Below are 19473 nucleotides of genomic sequence, written 5' to 3' on the forward strand. Positions count from 1 at the left end.
CTATTTGAACTTAATTATCGTCGAATCACCAGCTAAGGCTAAAACTATCAAGAACTTCCTTGGCAAGGAGTATGAGGTTATCGCATCTAAAGGGCATATACGAGATTTGCCTAAGTCTCGCTTTGGAATAACTGTAGAAGAAGAGACTCAGCACCTTGTACCAGCATATAGTGTTGCAAAAGAGAACTCCGCCATTGTAAAAGAGATCAAAGAGCTTGCAAAAAAAGCTGATACAATATATATCGCGACCGATGAGGATCGCGAGGGTGAGGCTATTGGATGGCATATTGCTCATGCTATAAAAAAAGACCCAGAAGAGTTACCTCGTATCGTATTTCATGAGATTACAAAAACTGCAATAAACAATGCACTTGAAAATGCCCGCAAAATTGATATGGATATGGTAAATGCACAGCAAGCTCGTCGTATGCTTGACCGTGTTGTAGGCTATAAACTCTCTCCACTTCTTAGCTCAAAAATTCAAAAAGGGCTTTCAGGCGGTCGTGTTCAGTCTTCTACTCTTAAGCTTGTAGTAGACAGAGAACGTGAAATAAATGCTTTTATACCTGTAGAGTTCTGGTCTATCGACACTATGTTTAAAAAAGATATTGAGGCAACTCTTACATCTCATATGGGAGATAAACTTTCAAAACTTTCAATCTCTAACAAAGATGAAGCTGCAGTGATAACACAAAGTGTAAATAATGACTCATTTATAATCTCTAAAATAGAGACTAAAGAGAGAAAAAGTTCTACTCCACCGCCATTTATGACCTCAACTCTACAACAAACTGCTTCAAGCAAATTGGGATTTACCCCTAAAAAGACTATGATGGTAGCACAGGCGCTTTACGAGGGTGTAAAAACACCGAGCGGGACTTCTGGTGTTATTACCTATATGAGAACAGATTCACTAAACCTCGCAGCGGAAGCTGTAGATGCTGTTCGTGGTGTTATTGAGAGCAGATTTGGGGAGAAATACCTACCTAAAGAGGCAAAAGTTTATAATAAAAAATCTAAAGGTGCGCAAGAGGCTCACGAAGCTATCCGTCCTACTATGCTTGATTTTACTCCTGAAGTTGCACAAAAATTTCTTAAAGCTGATGAGATTAAACTCTATCGTCTAATATATGAAAGATTTATGGCTTGCCAGATGAATGATGCGATATTTGAACAACAGAGTATTATATTTACTGGTGAGAACAACGAGTATAGAGCAAGTGGCAGAAAACTTATTTTTGATGGTTTTTATGCACTAACAGGGGCGGAAGACAAAGATAAGCTTTTACCGACTTTGACAGAGGGTAGCAAAGCAGAGATTCAGAGTGTTAAACAAGAGCAACACTTTACTGAACCGCCGGCTAGATACTCTGAGGCTGCACTGATTAAAAAACTTGAAAGCGAAGGGGTTGGACGTCCATCTACTTATGCTCCAACAATTGCAACACTAAGCGGTCGTACTTACGTGACTATTGAGAAAAAACAGATTATTCCAACTGAGATTGCATTTACTGTAACTGATATGCTGGAAAAAAACTTTGCTAACATTGTAGATATCTCTTTTACAGCCAATATGGAAGAAAAACTTGATGAAGTAGCAGAAGGAAATAGTGACTGGCAAGAACTTTTAAGTGAATTTTATTTCCCTTTTATAGAGCAGATTAACGAAGGTAAAGAGAAAATTGTTTCACTAAAATTGGCTAAACCACTTGGTAGAGCTTGCCCTAAATGTGGGGAAGAGTTGCTTCTTCGTTCTGGCAGATTTGGAAACTTTGTTGCATGCAGCGGCTTTCCTACATGTAAATATACGGAACAAGTTGATGAAGATGGAAATAAAGTAGAAGTAGTAGTTGAGACAAGCGGCGTGATATGTGATAAGTGTGGGAAAGATATGATAGTTAAAAATGGCAGAAACGGTCAATTTTTAGCTTGTAGCGATTACCCAGATTGTAAAAACACTAAGAGCATTAATGTTGAAGAGAAAACATCTGAGACACCTTGTCCAGACTGTGGTGGGACGATAAGCCTTAAGAATTCTCGTCGTGGTCCTTTTTGGGGGTGTGAAAACTATCCTGATTGTAAGTTTATTTCAAAATTTGAACCGACAAAAATCAAGTGTCAAGAGAAAGACTGTAATGGTCTACTAGCTGAAAGAACTTTTAGAAAAAAAGAAATTTATGAGTGTGTAAAATGTAAAGCTAAAACACCGAGGGAAGAGAACTAGAACAACATGAAGATAGGAATTATTTCAGACACTCACTCTAAGGTTAAAAAAGCCAAGAAGGCTCTTGATACCTTAGTGAGGGACGGTGCTGAATTTATAGTTCACGCAGGTGATATAGTAGAGCTTGAAACACTTGAGCTTCTTCGCGATTGCGGTCTGAAATATGTAGCGGTATATGGAAATAATGATGCACATTTAGCAGAGTACCATAGTGAATTCAACCTCGTTCAAGAGCCTTATTTTTTTAAAATTGCACAGACAAAGTTTAAACTAATGCATCTCCCTTTTTACATGTCACCAGATGCTGATGTTGTAATATTCGGCCATACACATACATTTGACAGCGATTTTAAAGGAAACACTCTATTTTTAAACTCTGGTGAAGTGTGTGCGAGAAGCAAACCTCTCTCTGAATGGGCAATGCTTGAAGTGAAGAAAAGTGAATTTTTGGTCACCCATTACACAAAAGCCAACAGTAGCGATAATATTAATCAAAAACATTTTAAATATAAACGGGAACACAATGAATAAAGAGATATTTTTATGCTCTATTTGTAATATAAATAGCGGTACATGTAACGAAGATTGCAAATTTTGCTCTCAAAGCGTACGATACAAAGCAGATATACAAAGATACAAACAAAAAAATATAGAAGATATTTTAAAAGAGGCTAAAATTGCAAGAGACGGGGGAGCATTGGGTTTTTGTTTAGTTACTGCCGATAAGGGTCTAAATAAAAAAACTCTTGATTTTGTATGCTCTATTGCCAAAGTCTTAACTAAAGAAGTTCCCCAGCTAAGACTAATTGCATGTAACGGCACAGCAAGCGTAGAGCAACTTTTAACCCTTAAAGCATCCGGCATTAAGGCATATAACCATAACCTTGAAACATCAAAAGCGTTTTATCCACAAATTTGTACAACACACTCATGGGATGAGAGATACTCTACATGTAAGAATGTAAACGAGGCTGGATTAGTACTTATAACTGGTGGAATTTTTGGTCTTGGTGAAACACAAGAAGATAGAGTATCAATGCTAGAATCACTTAATTCTCTAAATCCAACTTCTGTCCCTATAAACTTTTACCACCATAATGAAGCATTAGAGCTTCAACCAAACTCTCTAACTACAGACGAAGCACTCAATCTTATAAAGCTAACACGCGAGACAATTCCAAATGCACAGCGAATCATGGTTGCAGGTGGCAGAGAAATTATGTTTGGTGAGAGGCAAGAGGAGATTTTTAACTACGGTGCAAACTCAATTGTAATAGGAAACTATCTTACAACAAACGGAAGAGTTATAAGTAAAGACTTAGATATGCTAGAATACCTTAGTTTAAAAGTTGCAAAATTAGTAAAATAGATACGGAGAACATTTATGTCTGATAACGTTGTGTTAATAGTAACTATTTCGCTTATTATTATATTCTCACCATTCTTTGCCAAACTTCTAAAACTTCCTACCACACCGATAGAGATAATTTTAGGTTCCATTTTTGGATATGTTGGTTTTTTACATAATGAGCATCTTTTTGAGATAGTTGCAGAGCTTGGATTTTTATATCTGATGTTTATAGCCGGGACAGAGATTAACTTAAAGAATACTCTAAAAACCCCTTCTAACATAATGAAAAAGGTTACTATTTACCTTATTCTTTTATATACTTTTTCCATATCTCTATCTCTGTACCTTGATTTAGGAAAAATATTTATGGTACTTTTACCGCTAATATCAGTTGGTTTGGTTGCTACACTTTCAAAGGAGTACGGAAAAACACCTTGGCTTACTCTATCTATGACAGCAGGAGGAATAGGAGAGGTGGTAAGTATCGGTCTTTTAACCCTCACTTCTGCTGCGCTGCAGTCCGGATTTGGATTGGGACTTATTAAAACAATTTTTGCTCTTTTAGTATTTCTACTTTTTATGTTCTTACTATTTAGAGCGATGGAACTACTTTTTTGGTGGTTTCCTGAAGTATCAACATCTTTAATGCCACATATCGACAACAAAGAACAAGATATAAGACTCTCGATGGGGATATTCTTTCTTCTTGTGGGTGCCATGCTATATTTAAAACTTGAGCTTGCCTTTGGAGCATTTTTGGCTGGAATATTTATTCCAACATTCTTTGAGCACAAACATGAACTACCCGAGAAGTTGGCCTCATACGGGTTTGGATTTTTAATTCCTATATTTTTTATCCATATTGGAAGTTCTTTTCATCTTGATGCATTAGTGATTGAAGGTCTGATTTCAAAAGCTGCAATCATAGCTTTTGCCATGATTGTTATGAGAGTGGTAGCTTCTCTTGTCTTTATAAAAGAGTTAAAGCTTGCTGATTCTATACTTATGGGTCTGTCACACTCTATGCCTCTTACTCTTCTTATTGCAATGGCAACCCTAGCGTATAATGCAAACAGTATAGATGAACTTCACTACTATGCTTTTATTTTAGCTTCTCTTTTTCAGGTAATTGCTGTTATGATTGTTATTAAACTTATCAATAACTATAAGCTTGCGAAGGGGTTATGATGCCACGTTCTGTTTTACTGCAACTTGCTCGTGACTCAATACAAGAAGTGCTAGAGGCAAAAAGAACGATAAACAAGGCAGCTCTTTTACGTAAACATCCTCTTTTAAATCAGATGATTGCTACCACAGTAAATATTTACATTGACAATAAACTTAGAGGAAGCTCAAAAACAAAAATCCCATCTTTTACACTTCTTGAGGATATAATAAGAAATGCAAAAATATCAGCATTTGAAGATAAGAGTTTCACCCCTATTTCAACTTCTGAGTATTTAAGCTGTGAGATAGAGATACTCATTACAACTCCCGATGGAGTTATAAGCGAAAAAGACCCATCAATTCTTAAAACAACTTCTTATTCGCTTGGAAAAGATATTTAATTATCATAGTTAAAATGAGGCTTTTATTGCAAGGTCAACCTGATCTCTGACACACATGAAGACCATGCACGGCATCTCAATACCAAAGTCGCTAACAAGTATCATTGTAGAAGCGTTTATAACCAAACTGCCATTTTCAACTTTTATATCTGCATTTGCACTTAGAGGTCTCTCTTGTCCGTGAAAACTCATTGTTCCATTTATAGTATAAGAGTCTTTTGCCTCTTTTTTTGTTATATCTAAAATAGTATAGGTTGCATCTTTAAACTTATCGGCTTCAACCTCTTTATACATACTCTCATCTCTGTCTGTTTTGTTGCTGATAAAACCAATCATATCAACCCAAAACTTTCCTTTTATGGTAGTAATATCATTGTTTTGTATGCTTAACTCAGCCTTCAAAGAGTTGTTCGTTGGATTAATTTCACTATCCATCATCATCTCTGTATGTGCAACAACCGAACCATCTTTTAGTTTTAAATCCATTGCGAGAAGAGGAAGACTTAGAAGTAGAACTATTAGTAAATTTTTCATTGTAAATCCTTAATATATAAGTTTAAAAAGCGCTAACGCTAAACCCAGACCAGAAGCAATCCAGCCAACAAACACCATTATAAACGCAAGTTTAGAGAGGCTCATCTCTTTGCTTAATGTTCTAAAGACTGTAACATTATAGTACGAAATTGTAAAAGGGTAAAGTATCGCAAGTAAAAGAGGCATCTCAAAATAAAATAGAGAATAACTTCCTAAAAACAACAAAGCAATAATAATATGCTGTTTTTTCTTTGTAATAGCTATAAGGTATGCAGCCAATAAACCAACTACATGAAATATCCCAATTATAAGTGTATGTTTAGACCAAATATCCAACTCATTATGCCTAGAGAGAGTCTCAAACAAAGTAGAATCTAAAAGTATCCATAATATCAAAGGAGCATAAGAAACAAATGACAATGATAGAATCTTTGCATCTGTATCAACTTTGTAATTTTTAAGCAAAACTGCACTAAAAAGAGCAATAAAAGAGAAAATAATTGCCAACAACAGTCTGTCATCAACATCGGATGTATAAAAGTACGTACCGGCGATGTAAGCAATAGCCAGAGCAAGAAGAAGTTGGTTGCTCTGCTTTACTTTAAACAGGTAAATTCCCAATGGAGCCATAAGACCGACAGCTAGCCCTAAAATAGAGAGAGTGTATATGTTGTAGTGTGGATAAGTAAATGATAGTAGCAGCTGAAGCGTTAAGGCAATCATGATTTTGTGTATCGGTTCAACTATCTTGCCCCAAGACCTGCCGCTTAAGATTGTTCCTAAAATGCCACCCACAAACATAGGAAAAAGCACTGTTAAATCAGAGTTGTAATGCGCGACAACTCCTGTTTGAATTATTAAAAGATAATAGCTTAGTTCAAATCCAAGAAGTAAAACAAGAGCGAACGAATTAATCATAAGCGGTTCCTAAACAGTAGGTAAACCAAGGCAAATGAGATATCGTAAAAACCTACCAGGAGGCCAAGCATATCTATAGTTTCTAGGTAAAACAAAGATAAGAACATGGTGCCGGTAATAATCCTTGCGATAGAGGTTAGATATGCCAAAAGGTGAGCCTCTTTAGTAATACCTATGAGATGTAAGATGCCGACAAAACCCATAAAACCAAAAACCAAATAGTAGTAAGGGGAAAAAGATAGTCCCAAAAATTCAAAAAGAAGAGGTCCCGCCAAGATGAGAATTAAAGCGCCCAGACCATCTGATGCAAAACCGCTTAAATGATAAAGCTGAAGTATGGATGGCTTTTTGTACTCCATCTTCTGGAGGATATAAAAAGCTAAACCTGTTACCGCCAATACCCCTGCTATAAGACGAGCATACCACATTGTAATAACATCTATTTTAAGGAAACCAGCTTCATCAAAACCAGCTAAAGTGAGGGAGACAAAGATTATTCCAATGACATAAAGCCAAAAGTGGATAAATGCTTTATGAAATTTATAAAAATAGCTAAGAACGCTCATCGACATAAAAAATATGCCAAGCCCAACGGCAAGATGTGCATGTGCGATTGTAATGTCATTTTTATGCATAGCAAATCTAATCTCTGGAAAGAAGAGAATATTGCCCTGAATCATCACAAACAAAAAGGTCCAGATAGATATAACCAAGTATGGCGCAGATCTAAGAGTGATTTTTGCATCTCTGCACCATTTTATAAGCAGTGGGGCATAGGCAAATGTCATCCACTGGTAAATCCACTCCTCACCGTATGACAAATCACCTCTAAGTATACGAGTAGCGACTGATACAATATAAGCTACAAATGGAAGTACCCAAAATATATGCCACTTTGGCTTGAAGTCATCTTTTGCATGAATCTTTATAAGAAGATAAAACAGAGGAATTAAGGTAAAACTCATCCCCAAAGTGTTATCACCGTGAGGACCGACTAGAGTTTTTTCTACTTGACCAATTTCTGGATTCATCAAAATTAAAAGTGCTATTGGTGCGCTAAAAAGAGCAGCCTTGGAGACTTTTACCCATATTGGGGGAACGGAATACTGTTTAATAATTTTAAAAATTGCAATAATATAAAAAACTCCGCTAAGAGCAAGTAAGAAGTTAAGCTCGTAAGCAAAATCATAAAAAGGGAGACCTCTTTGAACTCCCAATCCAATTGAGAGAGCTGCCATAAACAAAAACAGATGCCAAAGAAAAAAATAATTTCTAATTGGAACAACGGCATCATCCAAATTTAATCCATCTTTAGAGAACAGTGCAAACGGAAGCAGAGAGAGTGCAAGCATCATAGGACCATAAAGCATTAGTGTTATATGAAGTGAACGGGTTGTTGCAGCATTTAGAAGTGTATTGTCAAGCATACTAAATCCAACGAGTTGTGCGGCATATATAGCTCCAACTAAGACAGAAGCTAAAAATACAAAAGCCCACACCGGCACAATAGAGTGTATTAACTTATTGAAGTTTGCCATCTACCATCCTTAGTTTTTTAGTTGCATACTCTTCAACTTTCATGTCATGAGAAGCTACCACAACCGTCGTACCATTTTTTACACACTTTGCTAAAAGCTCATATACAATTGCACTGTTCTTAGAGTCCAAACTCCCTGTAGGCTCATCTGCAAAGATGATTTTTGGCTCATTTATAAGTGCACGTGCCAAAGCAACTCTCTGTCTTTGCCCACCTGAAATCTCATTTGGATAACGTTTTGCCAACTCCAAAATTCCAAGTTGCTCTAGCAGTCTACTAATGTTTTTCTTTTTCTCATCTATGGCTGCTAAAGCAATATTCTCATACACACTGAGATAGTTTATAAGGTAGTGAAATTGAAAAACAAAGCCTATGTTTTTTTGACGAAACTTGTCCAAATTTGAAATCTCATCCATATGAAAGTTGTCTATTAAGAACTCTCCTCTTGATGGTTTAAGCAGGGTTGAGAGGATAGAGAGGAGAGTTGATTTTCCACTTCCACTATCTCCGCTTAAAAATACAAATTCACCCTCTTTTATCTCCAACGAGAGATCATAAAGGACTTGCTCTTTTCCATAAAAATGTGAAATATTAGATGTTTTTATCATGAGCACCCCTGATTTATCAGAAGTATTGGGTCTGTTTTAGAAGCTATCCACGCTGGGATTAGTGAGCCAACAAGAGCCATAAGCAGTGTTGAGACTAAGACATATAGAGCAGTGGAGAGTGAAAGTGACCCATTGACATATCCTTGAAGAGTCTCTACATGTGGAATAATCTCCAAAATTATCAAGCTTAAAATAAGAGCAAATATATAAGCTGATATGCTCATAATAAGTGTCTCAAAAAAAAGATTTTTAATTATAAAAAGTCTGCTTTTTCCAAGAGCTCGCATAATGCCGAACTCCTCTTTGCGGGAGTTGACTATCATACTCATAACAGATGCGATGCCCATAAGACCCATGGCAAATGCAAGAGTAGAGATAACTAAAGATGAGTTTTCTATAATCTTGAACTGGTTATACTCTTTGACAAAACTTTTTGTTGTTTTTACCTCTATTTCACTATCCAAAGCGGAGATGCTTTTTAGAATTTTATTTGTATAGTCCGGGGACAAGGAAGATACTATAATATATGAGGCTGAGCGGTTAAAAAGCTCCCCGGCATCTTCTATATTCATAACTAAACCACCCTCTTCAAAGCCAACATCACTACTGTAAGTGCCTGAGATCATAAAGAGCTTGTTTCCAATTTTTATGCTTGGAGTGGTGAACTGTTTAGCTATATTTCCGCCCAACATAACCTCCCCACTCTTTGGGTATTTACCATTTGAGAGTTTGTAGTGCCCAAAATGATTTTTTGTTGTCCCATATATTCCGGCTATTGGAATATGTCCAACGGGAGAGGCTCCAACAACCATCGCATAGCTTGATTTAACACTCTGCGTTTTGTTTATTTTATCCAGAAGCGTAATATCTACATTGGAAAAGAAAGTATCAGAGATACCCTTTTGCGTAATTATAATATCTCCGTCTGTTTTAATCATGGTAGAGAACATTCCGATTATCCCCTGAGAGACCGAAGTGATTAAAAAAATTGCCATTACCGCTATGGTAATAGATGAAAATATAAGCAAACTTTTAAAGCGGTTTTTGCTTAAAGCTTTTAATGAAATCACTTTTCAATTGCCAATTTTAGTTCTTGTTTTGTGGATATGTAAGAGATATTTTTAATTTTTCCATCTTCCACCCTTAGTAGCGTTATCTTTGCCTCTTTGTTTGGAACAACAGTTCCAAATTTTTCATCATAATGCAGATATATAAGATGTTTATATTTTCTAAGCTTTGGGAGGGCAAACATATTTGTAATTACAGTGGGCATCTTATTGATATCGGCTATAAAAATAGCACGATTCATTTGCAGATAGTATGCATCTTGAGTATCTAGATACTCGTTTACCAAAGCTCCTGTCTCTTTGTCAAAAGCGGCAATTACAAGCTTTGGGTTTTTAGGAACTCTCATCTCACGCCCTTGCGGAGTTTCATATTTAAAACCGTTAAGTTCGCCAAGAGCAGAACCAATTTCAATCGAGCTTGCACCTAAAAAAGCTGCAAAAATGCTTACTATTAATAAAAATCTATTCATATCTTTTCCTTGATTTGTTAAGAATTATACTCTTTAAATACTAATTGATTGTAAAAACAGGAATCTCGCTTGGAACCCTGTATCGAACCTTCGGTCCCCAATATCCCAACCCTCTCGTGACATAGAGAAGTGTTTTATTTCTGACATAGAGTCCTGAAAAATATGGCTGAAAGAATTTCACGACAATATTGAAGGGATAAACCTGCCCTCCATGAGTATGTCCGCTCAACTGAATATCTATGCGGAATTTATCTACATGCAGAATATCTTTTGGTTGATGTGCTAGTAATATTGTTGAGAGGTTTGGGTCAAGCTTTGCAAAAAGCTCTTTGATTGGTCGCTTTATGCCGCGTGCAAAACTATATCTGTCGCTAAGTCCGACGAGTTGCAGGGGCACACCATTTATAGAGAGTATTTCAATCTTGTTATCCAAGCATATTACCCCGGCATCAAAAAGCATATCTTTTAAAGCAGTTGGGCCGTAAACAATATCATGATTCCCTGTGACATAATAGGTAGGCGCCACTAGTAATTTAAAAGTTTTAAGATGCTTATGAAGCTTTGTTGCGAATGTTTGAAGAATATCGCCTGTTATAACTACAAGGTCTGGATTTAAACCATTGATTTTTGCAATCAGTGTTTTTAGATAGCTTATCTCAATATTTTGCGTAAGATGAAGGTCCGAGAGTTGAACAATGCGAAGACCCTTAAGAGATGAGGAGAAATTTTGTGCTTGCAAACTGATTTCTTCAAAAGGAAAATGTGTCCAGCCGGTTTGTAATGACATAATGTATTATCTACTCAAATCTTCTCTGAATTGTTCTAGTAAACCGTCAAGTGACATTTTCAAATCAGCAAACTCTAAACTATTGTTATTAAGAACAATCTTATCACCCTCTTGTATATTTCTACTGATGCGTAAAACTTTTCCGTTTTGAGAATCTAGCAGACGACTCTCGCCTAATAGCCTCACATCTTCATCCATGTAGGCATTATAAGAGACTACATTTAGTCCCATTGCTATTGGTGTAAAATTATCCCATTTATTATCATTGAAATGTACTTCAACGGCAGAAACAGCACTTTCAAATTTTAGAGTATTCACTGATTTTACCTCTGTCAATTTAAACTTTTCACTATTTTCAATCTCTTTTTTGTATGCTGATGTTAAATACTCAGAGATTTCTTTATATAATTTTTTTTGCGAGAGAGTTTGCTTATCTTCTGAAATTGAGGATATTACCAAAACTGGAGCCACGATTATATTTTTGTATTTTAATAAATCAGTTTTATTTATATTAGAGTTATTAAGATGTGTATAATTTTCAAAAAAGCCGCTATTTTTTGCTTGTATAGTTCGGCTTGAACACCCACTCATTAAAAACACGACACCAACGACTATACCTACTGCTAAAGTTTGTAATCTCAAATCTAATCCTTTGTATATTTATATTAACAACATTCTATATTAAAACCGCTCTACCCTTGTTAAATCAAATAGATAATTTAATATTTTATGCTATCATTAATGATATTAATATTAGGCTTCATAGTGAAACATTTAAAAATTATTTTCAGTTTATTACTAACAGCGTTTATGCTCTCAGGTTTTTGGTCAGGTAAAAGCGATAAAGAGATAAAAGAGGATAATAGGCAGGAGAGAATAGAGCGCCACAAGGTAAACAATGAAACACTTCAGCTTCTATATAAATACGCACCCAAAGCTAGAGATATGGTTTTAAGATCTTACGGATACGCAACATTTACTAATGTTGGTGTAAATATAGTTTTATTTTCCGTAGAAGGTGGAAAAGGTATGGCACGCAACAATAGAACTGGATGGACAACATATATGAATATGGCCTCTGGCGGAGTTGGTCTAGGGCTTGGCATTAAGGATTTTAGAGCTGTATTTTTATTTGAAAACAAAAAAGCCTTTGATTCATTTGTTAATTCAGGGTGGGAAGCTAACGCTCAAGCAGATGCGGCTGCCAAAGTTGGCAAAGAGGGGGGAGCTGTAAATGCTGCAATTACAGTTGCTCCTGGAGTAAGACTCTACAAGTTGACTCAAAACGGTCTTGCAATTCAAGCAACAGTACAAGGTACAAAATATTGGAAAGATGCTGAACTTAACTAAACAATAATTATTTAGGTCTTTAAAAAGCTAGCACTAAGCGAATTCCTGCTTCTTGATTTTTGCCCCAAATTTTAAATATAATTTTCTTAGTAATTGGAGTAGTAAAATATGCTTCAAAGTCACCTTTGCTTTTCCTTCCGGTAAAGAATACTGGTTCTCTAAAGTCGATTCCTATGTGGCTTAAACCGTTCCAGTAGCTAAGGCCTGCTAAAACTTCAATACCTGCTGTCATTTTTAGTGGATAAACAGTTGCCTGTCCCATTCCATACCATAGCAGAGAAGATGTCCCATATGAAACTCCTGATCCAACTTGCACAAGTGGCTGTAATGAACTATCTTTGAGTGATCGATCTGCTCCTGCGTATATTTTCCAAGATACAGGATGATAAAAATCGAATCTCTTTGTAAGCGATTCGATTTTAAGCAAAGTAAACGATTGAAGAGAAGTTTTATTTTCAATACGTCGCATTTCTAATCCTAAAAATTCTAGAGTTCCATCACCCAATTCTGAATATAAATCATGAATTCGGTTAAATAGTATAGGACGTACGTTTAGGTCTAATCCTTCAACTCCATTTACTTGAAGATATCCAACCTCTATTTTAGAGCTTCCATGGCGTATTGGCTCTCCTATATATCGCTCATTAGGTGGAGTATAGGGGAGTTGTTTTACATCTTCGAAATCACCTTTTCCTTGATGAAAGCGTTTAAATAAAATATCATAGTAGCCATTTATAAGATAGCCAAGCTTATCTTTAGTTTCATTAGATAAGTTTATACTCTCTAATTCTTCTTTTTTATCTCCACTGTTTTTCCATCTGGAAAAAAAATCTTTTTCTTCAGCAGTAAAGCCATTATATATCGTATGTAAACTATTAATTAATGGTGGTTGAGTGTCGATTTGCATGACAAGCCCTGCTTTTTTTATTTCATTTATAGTTTCATATGGAATTACAGCATATGGAAAATTTTCTCTAAGCTTTAGCCCAGGTCTAGCTACTTCTAAAAACCAAAGCATTTCATAGGCGCAGTTTTCAGTAAAAAATTTGTAATTAATGTTTGCATCATAAAGCTCATAGGCATGCCAGAGCATATTTTCAATTTCATCTTGTGTTAAATTAAGACGATATTCACTGAGGCTTCGTTGTTCAACAATGTTATAACCTTCATGTAACTTGAAATAAGGCTCTGCTACGAATTTTCCATTAAATCCTCCTCTTATACCTTTAGATAGCAGGTCAATAAATCCAACTTCTTGAGGAATCTCTGCAGCAAAACTGAGTGTTTGTGAAAAAAATCGGTTATTAGTTTTATGGATTGTGATAAACGTGTGACCAAAATAGGATATGGGCGAACCAAGATATGAGGAAGCAAATGACATACTTACAGATTCTCCACGGGAGTCTTTTAAAAATTCGTTTAAATTAGTACAGTGGTCAAAAGTTATATTTAAATCTAATTTCTTGTTTAAATAACGGTAGCGAGCAGGAAATCGGCAAAGCATTTCATCTTTTTTATCACTTCTCAATTCACTTATAGCGATATTAAACTCATTTTCTGGAGAAAAAGGATTTGATAAAAAAAATTTAGGATCGTTGATATCACTTTTGTTATCATCGCGAATATGCAGAAGCGAATGCCATTCAGGTGATTCAGCTAATGGCTGAGCATGGGCGCAGTTAATTACAAAAAAAACAGCAAAGATAACTGAAAAGAAAAATTTCAACGGTATTCTACAACTGCTTTTGCAAAATAGTAAGTGTCTTTAGTGGAGCTTGCTAGTTTATGCAATATTAGAAAATTCATTATAGGCTTTTGTGCTATTAAACTTTCCACGTAATCACCTTCACCAAATTCAATTTCATGAATAAGACGAGAATGATTAAGTAGAATGAAGCTCATTATTGAAGATTCAGCGTGTGTTTGATATTTCTTAGAATATTGTATATTATCAGAACCTAAAAGTAGATTCACTAATATAGCTGTAACTATTACACTTCTAAGAAAAAGTTTCATTAATCTTTTTTCTTAAGTTCTGAATAATAGTTGTTAGGAGCATAATTCCACGCAGCGCCAGTAATAAGGTCAGTTGTACTAAAATCCCAAATAATATTAAGCAATGCTACACCATTGTATGAAGTTCCCATTGGCATTGTAAAAATTTCATATCCATCTTTTTTAAAAGAAACATTTTTTTGTGCATGTGCTTTAGGTAAAGAGACTGTACAAGGAGTTGAACAAGATGCAACACCATCAATTAATACCGTTGCGCCTTCTGGATTACTATTAAAAGTAACATTTTGATTGCTACCAGAGATTATTGTTGCACTCGCAAATATCATGCTTGATGCCAATGCAAGGCCAACTAAAGTTTTTTCTATCATTTTACGTCCTTAAGGTTAGTATATATTTTCATTATTGAAAATAATGATGACATAATAGCAGATTATTTAATTGAATATAACAAAAATGCAGTGCGATATAGTATAAAACCAACAATTAATAATGGTGGACCAAAGTTTTAGAGTATCACAAAACACACAGCTTTCATTTAGCTATGACTACAAAGAGAGATTCAACTTTGACTTGAAAGAGAAAGAAGACAGCATAAAATTAAATTTAAATTACTACTTTTAGCATTATCTGAGTTTTAACAAGTACCCATCAGAAATTTTATCAAGTTTATATCTGTAAAGTCCATCAAGCTCTATAACGGCTCTGTAGTAACCATCGTGATTCCCAACCCTGATATTGTTAAAAATTTTTTTAAAATTTTTTTTACTATAACTTTTCATGCTGCTATCTCGTTTAAAATCTAATACAATTCTGTGTGGGTCAACAAGTAAAAAATTTCTTATCATGTTGTCTGAGGTAATAATTTTTAGGTTTTTGCCAGAAGAGTAGAATTTCAAATATTGAGTTGATGCAATTTGTTCATACTCTATACTTTTCTTTAATGTTTCATTTTTGTTCTTAGTTATTGGCTCAGGTGCTGGCGCCGAACCATAATCTTGCGATATAAAAATAGGTAAATGCCAGTCAATAGAGTTATCTAGCTCTATGTTCTTAGTCTCAAGTGAACCATCTAAATTTTTATACTCTATTGTTACTTTTTGAAGAATTCTAGCTTGTGCTGGCAAGGTGATTGTTGCTCTTTTAAGAGGGACTTTTTCTATGTTCTCGTTAGATGAATAAGGGATATCTTTTTCCCCTTTAGATGGGAAAAATGGATTTTCACGAGCATGTAAAGTTACAAGTAAAAAAGTAGTTATTAGAAAAACTTTAATCAAAACCACCCCTAATTTTTCGAGTATTATAACAAGTTAATTATAATTTCGTACTATTTTGCAGAAATCTCTTTTAGTTCAAAATACTCTCTTTGTAGTTCTGCATTTTCATCTTTTAATCTATATATCTCACTATGAAGATACTCTTCATAATCTTGAAGTCCAAAAAGAACCTCCAATGAATTTGTACCATAAAGCAAAACACCAAGATATATTCCAATACAAAGAACTATAAGTGCTAATATCAAAAACTTTGCTACCGATAGCCCGAGATACCTTTGAGTTATACTCTGAGTATCATCTATACCTTCATAAAGTTCTTCATTATTCATATAAGCACCTACAATATTATTGGTCTTAATTAAAAATTGCTGAGCCTAAGTATTCACCATACACTATTTCATTTTCTATTTCTAAAAGGCGGTTATACTTAGCAGTTCTCTCACCTCTTGCTGTAGAACCTGTTTTTATCTGACCACAATTAAGAGCTACAGCGAAATCTGCAATAAAAGCATCTTCGCTCTCACCAGAGCGGTGGCTCATAACACATGTATAACCATTTCTTTGAGCAAGACGAACTGTTAACATTGTTTCAGAAACTGAACCAATCTGATTTGGCTTGATTAATATTGAGTTTGCAATACCTTTTTTGATCCCCTCATTTAAAATATTTACATTAGTAACAAAAAGGTCATCTCCAACAATCTGAATTTTATCACCAAGCTTTTCAGTCATTAGTTTAAATCCATCCCAGTCATCTTCGCTTAGTCCATCTTCAATAGACACAATTGGGTATTTAGAACATAAGTCAGCATAATAATCAACTAATTCTGCTGAAGTTACTGTACGGTTTTCAGACTCCAATCTATAGCCACCATCAACAACTAGCTCAGATGCTGCAACATCCATAGCTATTCCCATATGCTCTCCAGCTTTATATCCAGCTTTCTCAATAGCTTCCATAATAATTTGTATTGGCTCTTCGTTTGATCCTAAGTCTGGTGCAAACCCACCTTCATCGCCAAGCGCAGTATTGTGTTTTTTAGCTTTTAAAATAGCTTTTAAATTGTGATATACTTCAGCAGATGCTCTTAAGCCTTCAGTAAAATCTTCAAAACCCATAGGCACAATCATATACTCTTGAAAATCAACTGAGTTGTCAGCGTGAGAACCACCATTGATAATATTTAACATAGGCGTTGGCAAAACCATAGCGTTTGCACCACCAAGATAACGATATAGTGGAATACCCAAACTTTTAGCAGCAGCACGTGCAACAGCCATAGAAACTCCTAGAACTGCATTAGCGCCTAAATTGCCATAGTTCTCAGTTCCGTCAAGCAGCTTCATCTCAGCATCAACTACAGCCTGATTAAATGGTGAAAGACCTATTAGCACATCAGATATCTGGCTATTTACATTCTCAACTGCTTTGAGAACGCCTTTGCCCATATATCTGTCGCCGCCATCGCGAAGCTCTAAAGCTTCACGTTTGCCAGTACTTGCACCTGAAGGTACGATTGCACTCTCAACTGTGCCATCACTTAATGTTACCGTTGCTTTAACTGTTGGATTTCCACGAGAATCCATTACTTCAATTGCACTTACGCTATCTATAAACATTATATATCCGCCTCTTTGTTTTAATTTTATCTTTTAATCAAATTATTGATCTGCTTCTTCTATCTCTGTTGTATCCATAGTCATTAGATTACTAACACCCATTGCTACTTTTATTTTTTCTTCTATTTCACGAGCTAATTCCGGCTCATCTTTAAACTTGGCTTTAACATTTTCACGCCCTTGACCAAGTTTTGTCTCTTCATAAGAGAACCAAGCACCAGATTTATCTATAATGTCCAATTTAACACCATAGTCAACGAGCTCGCCCTCTTTAGAGATACCTTCGCCGAACATTATATCAAATTCAGCCTGACGAAATGGTGGTGCCACTTTGTTTTTAATTACTTTTGCTTTAACACGGTTACCAATTTGACTCTCCCCCTGCTTTAATGATGCTATTCTTCTAACATCTATTCTTACAGAAGCGTAAAATTTCAGTGCATTACCACCTGTTGTAGTCTCTGGAGAACCATAACCCATCATTCCAATTTTCATACGAATTTGATTAATAAATATAACTGTACAATTCATTTTATGCAGTATACCAGTCAATTTTCGAAGCGCTTTTGACATCAGCCTTGCTTGAACACCAACATTTTGATCTGACATTTCACCTTCTATCTCAGACTTTGGCGTTAAAGCCGCAACAGAGTCGATAACAATCAAGTCAATCGCCCCACTGCGAGCAATAGTTTCTACAATATCCAATGCTTGTTCACCGTAATCAGGCTGAGAGACAAGCAGGTTGTCTACATCAACACCTAAGTTTTTAGCATAGCCAACATCTAAAGCATGTTCTGCATCAATAAATGCACAAACGCCACCAGCTTTTTGACACTCAGCTGTTATTTGAAGCGCTAAAGTTGTTTTACCAGAACTTTCAGGTCCATAAATCTCAACAACACGCCCTTGAGGGACACCGCCAATACCCAACGCCAAGTCGAGACCAAGAGAACCAGTACTAATAGCTTCAATAGGCATAATCTCTTTATCACCCAATCTCATTAAAGCACCTTTACCAAATGCTTTATCTATTTGCTTCATTGCTAAGTCTAATGATTTTTGTTTGTTTGCGTCCATCTTGGGCTCACTTATATTAAATTTAGACTTATTATATGTCAATTTTAAATTTTTACTTTAAAATATTGCAAATTGCCATATTTATTCATTCTTTTCTTTTCTTTTCTTTTATACAGAAGTTTATGTATAAATTAGTGAGATTTTATCCATATTTGGTTAAAATTTAGTTTATATTTTTAATCTCTTTAATACACGGACAAATAACTTGAAAAAAACACTAATTGCTCACTCTCCAGACGCCGATGATATATTTATGTACTACGCCATAAAATTTGGCTGGGTAGACATGAAAGATACTAAATTTGACAACATCGCTGAGGATATTCAAACTCTAAACGAGAAAGCTCTAAGAGGTGAATATGAGATTGTTGCAATTAGTTTCGCACTTTACCCTCACATAAAAGAAGATTATGCACCACTTCGTACCGCTGTTAGTTTTGGAGAAGGATACGGACCTAAACTCATTAAGAAAAAAGGGGTTAAGCTAAAAAGAAATTTCAAAGTTGCTCTTAGTGGAGAACACACTACAAATGCAATGCTTTTTCGCATAGCTTACCCTGATGCTAGAGTTACTTACATGAACTTTCTAGAGATAGAACAAGCGGTACTTGATGGCAAAGTTGATGCTGGTGTTTTGATACATGAGAGTATTTTAACTTATGATGACAAATTAGAAGTTGAAAAAGAGATGTGGGACATATGGCAGGAACTAGCCGGGAAAGAGCTTCCTCTGCCCCTTGGCGGAATGGCAATCAGTCGATCAATTCCGCTAAATAAAGCCATAGAGTATGAAGCCACTTTAACAAAAGCGGTTCAGGTGGCACGTGAACACAAAAGCAAACTCTCAGAGATGTTAATTGAAAGGGATTTAGTTCGTATTGATGCACCAACTCTTGATAGGTATCTTGAACTTTATGCAAATGATGACTCAATAACTTTAAGTGAACTTCAATATAAAGCAATAAATAAACTTTTTGAAATAGGCTATAAAAATGGCTTTTATGACTCCTTGATAAAAGTTGAAGACTTTATGATACCATCTGAATATAAAGAGATTAGGAATTCATAG

General features: G+C 35.4%; 22 protein-coding genes. 7 read left to right on the forward strand and 15 right to left on the reverse strand.

The window, feature by feature from the left end; all coding sequences use genetic code 11:
* Positions 1-4 precede the first annotated feature (4 nt).
* From topA to HUE88_RS13145, 5 genes are read left to right on the forward strand one after another with little or no spacing between them, the layout of a single operon-like run.
* Positions 5-2224 carry a type I DNA topoisomerase gene (topA, locus tag HUE88_RS13125; RefSeq protein WP_194369661.1) on the forward strand — a complete coding sequence of 740 codons (2220 nt, stop codon included), beginning with the start codon at positions 5-7 and terminating at the stop codon, positions 2222-2224.
* Positions 2225-2230: 6 nt separating this feature from the next.
* The gene (locus HUE88_RS13130; RefSeq protein ID WP_194369663.1) at positions 2231-2755 is read left to right on the forward strand and encodes a metallophosphoesterase family protein; all 525 of its coding nucleotides are present in this window, start codon (positions 2231-2233) and stop codon (positions 2753-2755) included.
* On the forward strand, positions 2748-3593 hold the full coding sequence (locus HUE88_RS13135; protein ID WP_194369665.1) for a biotin synthase: 846 nt from the start codon (positions 2748-2750) through the stop codon (positions 3591-3593). The genes HUE88_RS13130 and HUE88_RS13135 overlap by 8 nt, the downstream gene beginning before the upstream one ends.
* 15 nt (positions 3594-3608) lie before the next feature.
* On the forward strand, positions 3609-4763 hold the full coding sequence (locus tag HUE88_RS13140; RefSeq protein WP_194369667.1) for a cation:proton antiporter: 1155 nt from the start codon (positions 3609-3611) through the stop codon (positions 4761-4763).
* Complete coding sequence (locus tag HUE88_RS13145) at positions 4760-5143, forward strand: AMMECR1 domain-containing protein (RefSeq protein WP_229860098.1); 384 nt, start codon at positions 4760-4762, stop codon at positions 5141-5143. Before HUE88_RS13140 ends, HUE88_RS13145 begins: the two co-directional genes overlap by 4 nt.
* A gap of 9 nt (positions 5144-5152) precedes the next feature.
* Here HUE88_RS13145 and HUE88_RS13150 read toward each other — a convergent pair whose 3' ends face one another.
* Genes HUE88_RS13150 through HUE88_RS13185 form a run of 8 tightly spaced genes read right to left on the reverse strand, consistent with a single transcriptional unit; the run spans position 5153 to position 11706 of the window.
* Positions 5153-5677, reverse strand: a complete 525-nt coding sequence (locus HUE88_RS13150; protein WP_194369669.1) for a YceI family protein — start codon at positions 5675-5677, stop codon at positions 5153-5155.
* A gap of 9 nt (positions 5678-5686) precedes the next feature.
* A complete protein-coding gene (locus tag HUE88_RS13155) occupies positions 5687-6595 on the reverse strand; it encodes a hypothetical protein (protein WP_194369671.1) in 909 nt (302 codons plus the stop codon).
* Positions 6592-8133 (reverse strand): heme-copper oxidase family protein, encoded by a 1542-nt coding sequence (locus HUE88_RS13160; RefSeq protein ID WP_194369673.1) that lies wholly within the window; start codon positions 8131-8133, stop codon positions 6592-6594. The genes HUE88_RS13155 and HUE88_RS13160 overlap by 4 nt, the downstream gene beginning before the upstream one ends.
* Positions 8117-8740 (reverse strand): ABC transporter ATP-binding protein, encoded by a 624-nt coding sequence (locus HUE88_RS13165; RefSeq protein ID WP_194369675.1) that lies wholly within the window; start codon positions 8738-8740, stop codon positions 8117-8119. The genes HUE88_RS13160 and HUE88_RS13165 overlap by 17 nt, the downstream gene beginning before the upstream one ends.
* Complete coding sequence (locus HUE88_RS13170) at positions 8737-9810, reverse strand: ABC transporter permease (RefSeq protein WP_268245916.1); 1074 nt, start codon at positions 9808-9810, stop codon at positions 8737-8739. Before HUE88_RS13170 ends, HUE88_RS13165 begins: the two co-directional genes overlap by 4 nt.
* A complete protein-coding gene (locus tag HUE88_RS13175) occupies positions 9807-10277 on the reverse strand; it encodes a hypothetical protein (protein ID WP_194369679.1) in 471 nt (156 codons plus the stop codon). The genes HUE88_RS13170 and HUE88_RS13175 overlap by 4 nt, the downstream gene beginning before the upstream one ends.
* Positions 10278-10317: 40 nt before the next feature.
* Positions 10318-11064 (reverse strand): metallophosphoesterase, encoded by a 747-nt coding sequence (locus HUE88_RS13180; protein ID WP_194369681.1) that lies wholly within the window; start codon positions 11062-11064, stop codon positions 10318-10320.
* Positions 11065-11070: 6 nt separating this feature from the next.
* The gene (locus tag HUE88_RS13185; RefSeq protein WP_194369683.1) at positions 11071-11706 is read right to left on the reverse strand and encodes a DUF3313 family protein; all 636 of its coding nucleotides are present in this window, start codon (positions 11704-11706) and stop codon (positions 11071-11073) included.
* Between the two features lie 123 nt (positions 11707-11829).
* Between HUE88_RS13185 and HUE88_RS13190 the strand changes: the two genes are divergently transcribed.
* Positions 11830-12414, forward strand: coding sequence for a lipid-binding SYLF domain-containing protein (locus HUE88_RS13190; protein ID WP_194369685.1), 585 nt, complete (start codon positions 11830-11832; stop codon positions 12412-12414).
* 19 nt (positions 12415-12433) lie between these two features.
* Here the strand turns inward: HUE88_RS13190 and HUE88_RS13195 are convergent, their stop codons facing one another.
* The 7 genes from HUE88_RS13195 to recA form a co-directional block, all read right to left on the reverse strand.
* The gene (locus HUE88_RS13195) at positions 12434-14140 is read right to left on the reverse strand and encodes an Lnb N-terminal periplasmic domain-containing protein (RefSeq protein WP_194369687.1); all 1707 of its coding nucleotides are present in this window, start codon (positions 14138-14140) and stop codon (positions 12434-12436) included.
* A complete protein-coding gene (locus HUE88_RS13200) occupies positions 14137-14430 on the reverse strand; it encodes a hypothetical protein (protein WP_194369689.1) in 294 nt (97 codons plus the stop codon). Before HUE88_RS13200 ends, HUE88_RS13195 begins: the two co-directional genes overlap by 4 nt.
* Positions 14430-14798 (reverse strand): PEGA domain-containing protein, encoded by a 369-nt coding sequence (locus HUE88_RS13205; RefSeq protein WP_194369691.1) that lies wholly within the window; start codon positions 14796-14798, stop codon positions 14430-14432. Before HUE88_RS13205 ends, HUE88_RS13200 begins: the two co-directional genes overlap by 1 nt.
* A 255-nt stretch (positions 14799-15053) precedes the next feature.
* On the reverse strand, positions 15054-15704 hold the full coding sequence (locus tag HUE88_RS13210; RefSeq protein ID WP_194369693.1) for an AMIN domain-containing protein: 651 nt from the start codon (positions 15702-15704) through the stop codon (positions 15054-15056).
* A 50-nt stretch (positions 15705-15754) separates the two neighbouring features.
* Positions 15755-16033 carry a hypothetical protein gene (locus tag HUE88_RS13215; RefSeq protein ID WP_194369695.1) on the reverse strand — a complete coding sequence of 93 codons (279 nt, stop codon included), beginning with the start codon at positions 16031-16033 and terminating at the stop codon, positions 15755-15757.
* A 25-nt stretch (positions 16034-16058) separates the two neighbouring features.
* Positions 16059-17324 (reverse strand): phosphopyruvate hydratase, encoded by a 1266-nt coding sequence (gene eno, locus HUE88_RS13220; RefSeq protein ID WP_194369697.1) that lies wholly within the window; start codon positions 17322-17324, stop codon positions 16059-16061.
* Positions 17325-17366: 42 nt separating this feature from the next.
* Positions 17367-18404, reverse strand: a complete 1038-nt coding sequence (gene recA / locus HUE88_RS13225; RefSeq protein ID WP_194369699.1) for a recombinase RecA — start codon at positions 18402-18404, stop codon at positions 17367-17369.
* A 205-nt stretch (positions 18405-18609) separates the two neighbouring features.
* On the opposite strand from recA, the gene HUE88_RS13230 reads away from it, so the two are divergent.
* Positions 18610-19473 (forward strand): menaquinone biosynthesis family protein, encoded by an 864-nt coding sequence (locus tag HUE88_RS13230; RefSeq protein WP_194369701.1) that lies wholly within the window; start codon positions 18610-18612, stop codon positions 19471-19473.

It is taken from the genome of Candidatus Sulfurimonas baltica, from assembly GCF_015265455.1.
Taxonomy (GTDB): domain Bacteria; phylum Campylobacterota; class Campylobacteria; order Campylobacterales; family Sulfurimonadaceae; genus Sulfurimonas; species Sulfurimonas baltica.

Coding starts and splice junctions, on each gene's coding strand:
- HUE88_RS13215 (WP_194369695.1), bottom strand. CDS start 16,033: ATGAATAATGAAGAACTTTATGAAGGTATAGATGATACTCAGAGTATA.
- HUE88_RS13205 (WP_194369691.1), bottom strand. CDS start 14,798: ATGATAGAAAAAACTTTAGTTGGCCTTGCATTGGCATCAAGCATGATA.
- HUE88_RS13175 (WP_194369679.1), bottom strand. CDS start 10,277: ATGAATAGATTTTTATTAATAGTAAGCATTTTTGCAGCTTTTTTAGGT.
- HUE88_RS13150 (WP_194369669.1), bottom strand. CDS start 5,677: ATGAAAAATTTACTAATAGTTCTACTTCTAAGTCTTCCTCTTCTCGCA.
- recA (WP_194369699.1), bottom strand. CDS start 18,404: ATGGACGCAAACAAACAAAAATCATTAGACTTAGCAATGAAGCAAATA.
- HUE88_RS13180 (WP_194369681.1), bottom strand. CDS start 11,064: ATGTCATTACAAACCGGCTGGACACATTTTCCTTTTGAAGAAATCAGT.
- HUE88_RS13145 (WP_229860098.1), top strand. CDS start 4,760: ATGATGCCACGTTCTGTTTTACTGCAACTTGCTCGTGACTCAATACAA.
- HUE88_RS13140 (WP_194369667.1), top strand. CDS start 3,609: ATGTCTGATAACGTTGTGTTAATAGTAACTATTTCGCTTATTATTATA.
- HUE88_RS13155 (WP_194369671.1), bottom strand. CDS start 6,595: ATGATTAATTCGTTCGCTCTTGTTTTACTTCTTGGATTTGAACTAAGC.
- HUE88_RS13160 (WP_194369673.1), bottom strand. CDS start 8,133: ATGGCAAACTTCAATAAGTTAATACACTCTATTGTGCCGGTGTGGGCT.
- HUE88_RS13165 (WP_194369675.1), bottom strand. CDS start 8,740: ATGATAAAAACATCTAATATTTCACATTTTTATGGAAAAGAGCAAGTC.
- eno (WP_194369697.1), bottom strand. CDS start 17,324: ATGTTTATAGATAGCGTAAGTGCAATTGAAGTAATGGATTCTCGTGGA.
- HUE88_RS13200 (WP_194369689.1), bottom strand. CDS start 14,430: ATGAAACTTTTTCTTAGAAGTGTAATAGTTACAGCTATATTAGTGAAT.
- HUE88_RS13135 (WP_194369665.1), top strand. CDS start 2,748: ATGAATAAAGAGATATTTTTATGCTCTATTTGTAATATAAATAGCGGT.
- HUE88_RS13130 (WP_194369663.1), top strand. CDS start 2,231: ATGAAGATAGGAATTATTTCAGACACTCACTCTAAGGTTAAAAAAGCC.